Source organism: Morganella sp. Je.2.23 (assembly GCF_051129855.1).
Classification (GTDB): domain Bacteria; phylum Pseudomonadota; class Gammaproteobacteria; order Enterobacterales; family Enterobacteriaceae; genus Morganella; species Morganella sibonii.
The window spans coordinates 90,438-99,450 of record NZ_JBCPSQ010000009.1 but is presented as its reverse complement, the minus strand read 5'-3'; the positions used below and the strand labels follow the sequence as shown (position 1 = coordinate 99,450).

At 46.1% G+C, this 9,013-nt stretch carries 7 protein-coding genes; 4 read left to right on the top strand and 3 right to left on the bottom strand.

Going from position 1 to position 9,013, the window contains the following annotated elements:
- Positions 1 to 380: 380 nt before the first annotated feature.
- Both umoC and AAZR23_RS19695 read right to left on the bottom strand, forming a co-directional pair.
- On the bottom strand, positions 381 to 800 hold the full coding sequence (gene umoC / locus AAZR23_RS19700; protein ID WP_434694429.1) for a UmoC family flagellar biogenesis regulator: 420 nt from the start codon (positions 798 to 800) through the stop codon (positions 381 to 383).
- A 150-nt stretch (positions 801 to 950) separates the two neighbouring features.
- Positions 951 to 2,837 carry a glycoside hydrolase family 3 protein gene (locus AAZR23_RS19695; protein ID WP_434694428.1) on the bottom strand — a complete coding sequence of 629 codons (1,887 nt, stop codon included), beginning with the start codon at positions 2,835 to 2,837 and terminating at the stop codon, positions 951 to 953.
- Positions 2,838 to 3,011: 174 nt separating this feature from the next.
- Between AAZR23_RS19695 and AAZR23_RS19690 the strand changes: the two genes are divergently transcribed.
- Positions 3,012 to 5,171 carry an autotransporter outer membrane beta-barrel domain-containing protein gene (locus AAZR23_RS19690; protein WP_434694427.1) on the top strand — a complete coding sequence of 720 codons (2,160 nt, stop codon included), beginning with the start codon at positions 3,012 to 3,014 and terminating at the stop codon, positions 5,169 to 5,171.
- A 59-nt stretch (positions 5,172 to 5,230) separates the two neighbouring features.
- Here AAZR23_RS19690 and AAZR23_RS19685 read toward each other — a convergent pair whose 3' ends face one another.
- Positions 5,231 to 5,674, bottom strand: coding sequence for a PACE efflux transporter (locus tag AAZR23_RS19685; protein WP_166706921.1), 444 nt, complete (start codon positions 5,672 to 5,674; stop codon positions 5,231 to 5,233).
- A 104-nt stretch (positions 5,675 to 5,778) separates the two neighbouring features.
- Between AAZR23_RS19685 and AAZR23_RS19680 the strand changes: the two genes are divergently transcribed.
- The 3 genes from AAZR23_RS19680 (at position 5,779) to AAZR23_RS19670 (ending at position 9,002) form a co-directional block, all read left to right on the top strand.
- On the top strand, positions 5,779 to 6,675 hold the full coding sequence (locus tag AAZR23_RS19680) for a LysR family transcriptional regulator (RefSeq protein WP_166706922.1): 897 nt from the start codon (positions 5,779 to 5,781) through the stop codon (positions 6,673 to 6,675).
- Positions 6,676 to 6,715: 40 nt separating this feature from the next.
- On the top strand, positions 6,716 to 7,342 hold the full coding sequence (locus AAZR23_RS19675) for an ATP-binding cassette domain-containing protein (RefSeq protein WP_166706923.1): 627 nt from the start codon (positions 6,716 to 6,718) through the stop codon (positions 7,340 to 7,342).
- Between the two features lie 79 nt (positions 7,343 to 7,421).
- Positions 7,422 to 9,002, top strand: coding sequence for an alpha/beta hydrolase-fold protein (locus AAZR23_RS19670; protein ID WP_434694426.1), 1,581 nt, complete (start codon positions 7,422 to 7,424; stop codon positions 9,000 to 9,002).
- Positions 9,003 to 9,013: the final 11 nt, after the last annotated feature.

Here is a 9,013-nt window from a genome sequence, read left to right as displayed (position 1 = left end):
AAGTGAAGAAGCCACCCTTTGGGTGGCTTTTTTGCGTTTGGGCGAAAAGAAAAAACATCTTTTTCACCTGAATACGTGTTCTGAACCGGATAGCATGAACCAAATTTTGCTAAGATAGTGGCGGACAAATACACATTCCTGACATACTGCTTTCATACTTTCATACTTTCATACTTTCTGTTTCACTGAACCCATAGAAGTCGCCGGACTATCTGAATAATACAGAAAATAACAGGGAGGTTGTCATCGTTTACGGGAGTTACTGTTTTCCGCCGGATGCGGTGCGACAGGTGTGAACTGACAGGATAATTTGCCGGTAAAATGAGTTGAAAAAGCAGCAGAAGGCGGATGGATAAACTATCTGCTGCGATTCCTTAAAATTAATTTTCCTGCAATTGCTGCGTTCGCCATTCAGTCAGTTCAATCTGGCAGGCTTTCATTATATCGCCCGCACCACTACCGCCAAACGTTGCATCATAGCGATACCGGCATTCAGAATCGCGGAAAGTAATAAAGGCAGATTGTGATGCATTCAGCGAGCGGATAGCTTCTTCGCTTCCGGCAGAATTGAGTGATGTAATTTCCTGTTTTTTCTGTAGCAGAACAGTATTCAGCTGTGTTTCAGCAGTATTCAGTTTTTTATCCAGACAGCCTGCAAGTTTTGTCCGTGGCATATCTCCGATAGTCTGATAACACTCTGCCAGTGGATCAGCTTTTTTTTCCTCTGCAGCGCTTACAGCAGAAAAACCAATACTCATACTGATAACGCCTGCAATTACTGCCATACGGGATAGATACATTTTAACGCCTTATTTTATATTCGTTATTACCGGAGAAGCTCCCGGTTCATAAACTCATCCTGAGGAGCATTCCATGAAAACACGTCTAAAACAGAATTTAAAAATAATATAATACCTGTGCCGGCTGACATGGCTGTTTGTGCTGTTATGTTATTGAGTATTCTGTTTGTCATAGGTTTCTCCCGTACCATAGGGATATAAAACAATGCCACTTTCCGGATCTTTAATATCTACAGGTAAACGTCCGGCGGGAGAGTTAAGCGGTTCACTGTTTTTTCCGGGGAACAGTGTCCTCAGGCCACTCCGGATATTAGTTTCCAGCGCGTTGCGCTGGCCATTCGTAATATCAAAGCCGGTAATACCATAGATGGCGATATTGGCTTTTACATTATTCAGATACGCAATATCATAAGGATCACGCGCAGATATCACGACTACTGGAATACCGGCACTATTGGCAGAATCAATAATAAATTGTGCGTCAGTATTCCGGTTTTTCAGATTGTAGGTAACCAGCAAAATAAGATCCTGTCCGCTGATCATGCTGTTTATTTTCTTTTCTGAGAGTCTTTTTTTATCCGTTTTTATTTTTTGTGTACTGACATGAATATGGGTTTCTGTTTCCCGCGCGATATCATCTAAGTGTTTCTTAATTAACTGATTACGGGGATGTTCATCAGAAATAACCAAAATCCGGTTATTCTGTTTCAGATGATAAGGCAGAATACCGTCATTTTTTATGACAGTAACCGCTTGTTCTGACACATAGTTTTCCTGATTTTTATGCTGTTCTGAAGCAACAACATGCTGTGCTATCAGCGGATCAGCGGCTGATCCACTGATAGCTTTATTCAGCTTCATCAGAACAACTCTCCGGACTGATTCATCTATACGCTGCTGCAGTTCCGGGTTCTTTTGTGCCTGTTCATCCAGATAACGGTACAGATTATCCAGGCGCTTAACAGCATCCTCGTCCCACATTTTCACCGGCATCAGAATAATATCAGCGCCTGCTGTCAGTGCGCGTTCCACGGCGAAATTGAGATTAAAATTATCGCTAATGGCTTTCATATCCATGGCATCCGTAATGATCAGCCCCTGAAAATGAAGTTCATCACGTAATATACCGGTCAGGATAGGTTTGGATAATGTCGCCGGTGTACCGGCTTCTGATCCGTCACGGGTTATTATTTTTGTGTCGTCCAGGGCAGGAACAATAATATGGGCTGTCATAACAGCATCAGCCCCGTGCTGTAACGCGTAAGTAAAGGGGGGTAATTCTGTTTGCCGCCAGCTTCTTTCATCTGATGTCACAACAGGAAGGGCAACATGTGAGTCTGCTGAGACATTGCCGTGCCCGGGAAAATGTTTTAATGCAGTGATAATGCCGTGCTGATGAATTCCGTCGATATAGGCCACTGACAGAATTTCTGTCAGTTCTTTTCGGTCAGAATAAGCCCGTACCCCGATAACCGGATTATTTTGATTATTGTTGATATCCGCGACCGGGCCAAAATTCATGTTAAATCCCAAAGCAGATAACTCACTGCCATGAATATCGCCTGTCAGTTTTGCTAATTCCGGATCTCTGGCTGCACCGAGGGCCATATTGCCCGGCATTTCAGTACCGACCCGTAACCGGGTGATATAACCGCCTTCCTGATCCGTACTGATAAATAAAGGCAGTTTGTAACGGGATGACTGAATATCATTAATTAACTGTACCGTCTGAGGCGTATCAATCAAATTTTCACGGAATAATATCACGCCACCTAATCTGTAATGAAAAATAATTTTTTTAATATCATTATTTATATTAATAACCGGAACAGGAACAGGGCTCCGGAATATATCCCAATAGCGAAAATCGAGTATCATCAACTGACCGATTTTTTCTGTCTGACTCATGCCGGCGACAATATATTCAGCGCTCTGTTCAGGATTATATCTGAGTTTTTTAAGTTCCTGTGGTGTCAGCGGAGCCGCTGCCAGCTGAAAATGCAGCAATAATATAAATAACAGTATACTTTTTTTCACATTGACATCCTTTTCATGATGTTATTTTTGTTGTTTATTTTCACCGGAATTTTTTATTTTCTTATTAATCAGACCGCTAATAATTCCTTTTATGCTGATAGCCCGGTTTGCCGGATTTTTGCTCTAATTTCCGTTTGTCAGCAGGATATAACGGATAAATAAGGAAATCAAAAAATGATGAAAAAAACAGCATTGGCTCGTGCTATCTGTGGTGTGTTATTACTGAATTCAATCACAGCTTCTGCGGCCATAACGTATAAATATGAAAAGGATGTTACCGGACGAACTGTTTATGATAATCAGGTCGGTATGAATCCGAATCTGCGACCGGGTGATCCTTATTACGATGGGAAGCAGGTTATTGGCCGGGGCGGAAAGTCAGTCAATAGCTGGATTTTTGATCGCGGTACAGTTGAGGTGGATGACGGTGGCATACTGGATAAAGCTAAAGTGGGTGCCCCGAGAACAGCCGCTGAGCTGAACAACGGAAGTCGCCAGAATTTATATGAGCCGACCAATCTTGACGGGGAAGTCCGTATATTTGGCGGCGGAAAGGCAACGGATACACAAATTATTGGTAAGGGAATCGTTAACGTTTATGAAAATGCGCTTGTCAGTAATACATCAGTAAAAGAGATGGGGGTTCTGCGTTTTCATGTCGGCGGGGAAAGCCGGGATGATCTGAATGTTGAGCGGCAGGCATTTCTCATTCTGGATAATGATAATTTTGATAGTACCGGAAAAAATACTTTAATAGAAAAAGTTAATCTTGCGGGTAATCTCTTAATTCAGGATATGAGAACAGAGAGAGACAATAAAGATTTTAATATAGAATGGGAAGGCCGTAATATCAGCATTGATCCGATAAGCTATTTTCAGGTCGCAAATATTGATAGTCTTCATTTAGACCATGGTTCTGTCAGTCTGAAGCCCAAAATAAATGGCACGAATGCGATATTTAATGAACTGGTTGTAAAAGATCTCAGCGGACAGGGAACATTTTCATTCCATTCTCAGATCGCGGATGATATCAGTGATAAATTGGTAGTAACCAATAATGCAACCGGCGATTTTAAGGTTAATGTTTATGATACAGGAAAAGATATTTCCGATCCGGATGAAACCGTTGAACTTATTGAAATTAACAAAGGTGATGCGGAATTTAAACTTGCCGGGAATAATGGCGTGGTTGATCTTGGTATTTATAAATACCGTCTGATTAAAGGTATAAAAAGTAACGGAAAATCAACCTGGTATTTAGCAACCAAAGCCGATCATATTCCGTATCCTGATATTGATCCTGACGGTGAAACCCAGGGGATACCGGATATCGATGAAAATGATGAGTATATTCAGGAAATAGATACAGAAACCGGAAAAGATGTTACAGCTGATACCAGCGTACCTGAATTGAGAGACGTGTTGTCCAACAGTGCACTGGCCGGATTATCCATGGCGTCAGTAAATCGTCAGATATTGCGCAGTGAAAATATGAGCGGGCCATCGCGTCGTCATATCACTGATCACTTGTCGGATAAAAAATACGGCGCCTGGGCAAATTATCGCTACGATAATTCAAAATTCAGTGACAGTGAAAGCCGTGCATTCAGAAACAGCCTGAATATTCTGGAAATCGGTTACGACAAACTCAATAAAGCGCGTTACGGTGATATTGCATTCGGTTTATTTACCAGTGCGGGAAAGACCAAATCGACATTTGATTATACGCCGGGGCAGGGACATACCGACAGCTTTGCTATCGGCGGGTATACCTATTGGCAGTATCAGGACTGGTATATCTCCGGGATGCTGAAAGGCTCCCATTTTAAAAATCAGCTGAATACACAAAGCAGCGGAGGGGCGGCGGTCAGCGGTTCCTTTAAGCAAAATGCACTGACAGTCAGTGCGGAAGCGGGTAAAAAACTGAATATTACGCCGGATATCAGTTTAACGCCTTATGGCCGGATAGATTACAGTCGTTTCAGTCAGGCTAAATACGCATTATCCAACGGTATGGATATTCATGAACATAACAGTGACAGTGTGAACGGTGAAATGGGTTCGCGTCTGAGCATGGATACACAAATTGGTGATATTAAAATAAGTCCTTTTATGAATATCGGTGTTTCACATGAGTTTGTGAAAAACAATAAAGTGACACTGAATAAAAAAGATTTTTCAGCCAGAAATGAAACCACCACCGGTAAATATCAGATGGGTGCCACTATTGCATTAACACCGGATACCCTGATAACCGGCAGCCTGGGTTATCGTCATGGTGATAAAAATGAATCCCCTGTTAATGCTTATATCGGATTGAAAGTCAGTTTTTAATTTTTGTGCCGATACAAAAACCACCATACCGTATCTCCGGTATGGTGGTTTTTATTGCGTTAATGCGTGGTACTTTCTTTCCGGGGTAATGCGGAGGCCGGAACTCCGAAGAGTTTGTCAAATGCCCAGTTAAAGAAAAACGTGTAGATCGGGATAAAAATAATCAGGGCAAAATCGAGCAGGAAAGCCTGTATTAAACTTACCGATAACCACCATGCAATCAGCGGAATAAGGAAAACCACCAGTGTCAGCTGAAACAGAACGGCGTGTACCAGTCTGCGGCGGAATGTCCGGATACGGGAGATCTGCCGGGATTCCCATAATTCAAACAGGGTATTAAAAATAAAATTCCAGCTGACGGCGATGGTGGTAATAGCCAGTGCCAGCGGCCCGGTAACACCGGCGGAATTACCGGAAAGGACTGCCAGTGCTACTGATGAAATAGCCCAGCCGATGAGTTCATAGGTGGTGATAAAGACCAGTTTTCGTTTTAAACCCTGCATAGTTATATCCTGCTGCTTACTGTGAAGAATTCAGCGAAAGTAAATCAATAGAGATGATAATAAAAGTCAGCTACTATCAGATTTTCTGACAGGCAGGAGGGGATATGCCGTTTAATAGTGATAATTTACAGCTCTTTCTGACGGTACTGGAAAAGGGATCATTTTCAGCTGCCGCGAGAGCACTGCACCGCGTGCCGTCTGCTGTCAGTATGGCTGTCAGTAATCTGGAGGCGGAACTGGGATTTGCGTTATTTGAGCGATCAGGACGGGCACCGGTTCCGACTGAAAGGGCGATGGCGCTGGCGCCGTATGCCAGAGAAATAACCGATAAAATTCATCAGCTGAATGTGTTTACCCGCGAACTGACACAGGATGTGGAGAGTACCCTGGCGGTGGGTGTCGCAACCTGTGTGAATCCGAATTGCCTGTTTTCTGCATTGCAGATACTGAATCAGCGTTATCCGTTGCTGAAGACGGAAATTTTATCCGGATCACAGGATGACATTCTGCCGCTGCTGCATCAGGGGCGTATCCAGCTGGCACTGGTCTTCGGCGGGCTGTATGTGGACCCGCTTGAGCAGTTTCACTGTATCGGCCATGAAGCCCTGGTGGCCACGATTTCTGCCGCACATCCTTCTCTTTCACAGCAACAGTCTGTTTATATTGAGGATTTGGTACAGGCGAAACAAATTGTTATTGCCAGTCTTCACCATTCTCTCAGTGATGTGCGTTCACAGATGGCGACGAAAACCTGGCAGACAGATAATTTTATGATGGCGCTGGGGCTGGTTAAAGCCGGTATCGGCTGGGGGAATCTGCCGGAATCCATGATCCGGGAAGATGTGGCGGCCGGTACACTGAAAGTGCTGTCATTCCGCAATACCCGCAATGGTCTGGTGCTGCCGGTGCATATCGTCAGCAGGAAAGGAGATGTGCTGAAACGCGGTGCACAGGAGTGTATCGGACTGCTGACGGAAAGCCGTGTGTCCGCGGGAAATTAATTGTTATGATAACGGGATGAATCAGCAGAGAGGTACGCGTATGTTCGAAGTCCGTGATTTACAGGTTATTCAGGGCGGGAAAACATTGTGGGATGGCTTTTCTTTCCGGCTGAATGCCGGGGAGCGTCTGGGGATTTCCGCACCCAGCGGGTTTGGTAAAACAACGCTGGGACGGATTCTGGCACAGTGGCAGCAGCCGCATTCCGGTGAGCTGCTGCTGGACGGAAAGCCGGTACCGGAAAACGGCTATTGTCCGGTGCAGCTGGTGCCCCAGCATCCGGAGAAGTGTTTTAATCCGTACCGCACAACCGGTGCCGGGTTATACGATGCCTGGAAACCGGATGCGGAATGGCTGGAAAAGCTCTGTATTGAGTCTCACTGGCTGGAACGGCGTCCGGATGAACTGTCCGGCGGCGAGCTGGCGAGAATTGCACTGCTGCGGGCGTTAGACCCGCGCACCCGCTTTCTGATCGCCGATGAGGTGACCGCTCAGCTGGATGCACATATTCAGGCGCAGGTCTGGCAGGTACTGATTGAAGAATCGGAAAATCGGCCGCTCGGGCTGGTGGTGTTCAGTCATAATAAAGCGTTACTGGAGAAGGTATGTACGTCGGTTTGGGTTGCGGGGGAACAGGAAGGCATGCAATTACCTGATTTGGCAGTTTGACTTTTCCGGCCGGTAACATAAAAATACGAAGCTGATAAATAATAATGATAATTATTACTGATTTTGAAGGATCAGCGACGTGAAAAAAACTCTGCTCTGCTGCGCGGCATTCTCCGCATTTTCCGCGCAGGCCTCTTCTTCCTGCCAGTCATTGTCTGTTCCGGATGAGAAACAGACGATGATTGTCACCGGGACTTTTGATCACAATGGGCAGGCGTGTGTGCAGGTGCCGCTGTCTGAAAAGCAGGTTGTGATCGCGGAAAGTGAGAATATCCGTGATTTGTCACTCTATGACAGTCAGATGACACCCCGCCGGACACTGATTACGGACAATCCTGTCACAGAAATGCAATCTGTGTCATTCACGTTACCGTTTGATGACACCTGGACGCTGGCACCGCAGGGTGTACCCGGTTCAGAATGGAAGTTAGCACTTACAAACTATTCATATCAGCCGGTGGCTGAAAATATCTCTCTGCCGGTGGACAGCGTGCGTTTACAGCAGCTGATAACCCTGATCAACGGGCGTGATACCTCTGCATTCTGGCAGGCAGTGACAGAAACGCCGCTGGTTGAGGAATATGATGAGCATCACAAGCGAATCACTTTCCTCTGGCGTAGTGCGAAAGTGAACGCTTACATACTTGGTGCACCTTCCGGGCAGCATGATCCGATGGCCAGACTGAATGATACTGATATCTGGTATCGCTCCTATATTGTCCCTGCCGGGACATTCAGCCAGTATAAAATTGCCCCCGACATTCCGTTGCTTGACGGTTCTGTTGAAGGCGCCCGCCGTAAAGCGCTGCTGAGTACTGCACAGGCTGATCCGCGTAATCCGCTGAGTGCGGGGGCTGACGGGGCAGATGAGTTTAACCGTCATGCTATCATTGCATTGGATAACAACCGGATATGTGATTTCCGGACGGCCGGGCAGCAACCGGTTTCCGGCACGGTGGCATTACATTCACTGCGCAGTCAGATCCTGAATAATCAGCGGGAAATTGCCGTTTACACGCCGGCCGCTCCGGGAAAAGAGCCCTGGCTGCTGGTGCTGTTTGACGGGCAGATATACCGCAAGAACTATCATATCGTCACATTTATTGACCAATGGCTGACCCGCGGGGAAATTCCGCCGCTGTATGTGGTGATGGTGGACAGTATCAGCAGTGAGCAGCGCGGCAAAGAATTGCCGCCGAATGAGCAGTTTCCGCAGTTTCTGGATAAAGAGCTGATGCCGTGGCTTGTACAGCAGGGTATTGATATCCCGGCGGCGCGGACAATTATTTCCGGCAGCAGTTACGGCGGCCTGGCTTCTTCCTGGAATGCCATGAAATTACCCCATCGTTTCGGTAATGTGCTGAGTATGTCCGGTTCCTATTGGTGGTCACCTGAAGGAGAACCACCGGAATGGCTGATTCGTGAGTTTGCAGGTACTCACAAACTTCCGCTGCGGTTTTTCCTGGAGGCCGGTGTTTTTGAAACCCGCGCCGGAGCCGGCGGAATTTTACACAACAACCGGGCACTGCATCAGGTGTTACAGGAAAAAGGCTATGACGTTGTCCGTGAGGAGCGTCCGGGCGGGCATGATTATGTTTCATGGTGTGAAACGCTGCAGTCCGGACTGATACACCTGACTGACACAAAGGGGTCACAATAGTGTCACGCTGA

Excerpts from the sequence above, each read along its gene's own strand:
- umoC (WP_434694429.1), bottom strand. The coding sequence starts at position 800 with ATGTATCTATCCCGTATGGCAGTAATTGCAGGCGTTATCAGTATGAGT.
- AAZR23_RS19680 (WP_166706922.1), top strand. The coding sequence starts at position 5,779 with ATGCCGTTTAATAGTGATAATTTACAGCTCTTTCTGACGGTACTGGAA.
- AAZR23_RS19675 (WP_166706923.1), top strand. The coding sequence starts at position 6,716 with ATGTTCGAAGTCCGTGATTTACAGGTTATTCAGGGCGGGAAAACATTG.
- AAZR23_RS19685 (WP_166706921.1), bottom strand. The coding sequence starts at position 5,674 with ATGCAGGGTTTAAAACGAAAACTGGTCTTTATCACCACCTATGAACTC.
- AAZR23_RS19690 (WP_434694427.1), top strand. The coding sequence starts at position 3,012 with ATGATGAAAAAAACAGCATTGGCTCGTGCTATCTGTGGTGTGTTATTA.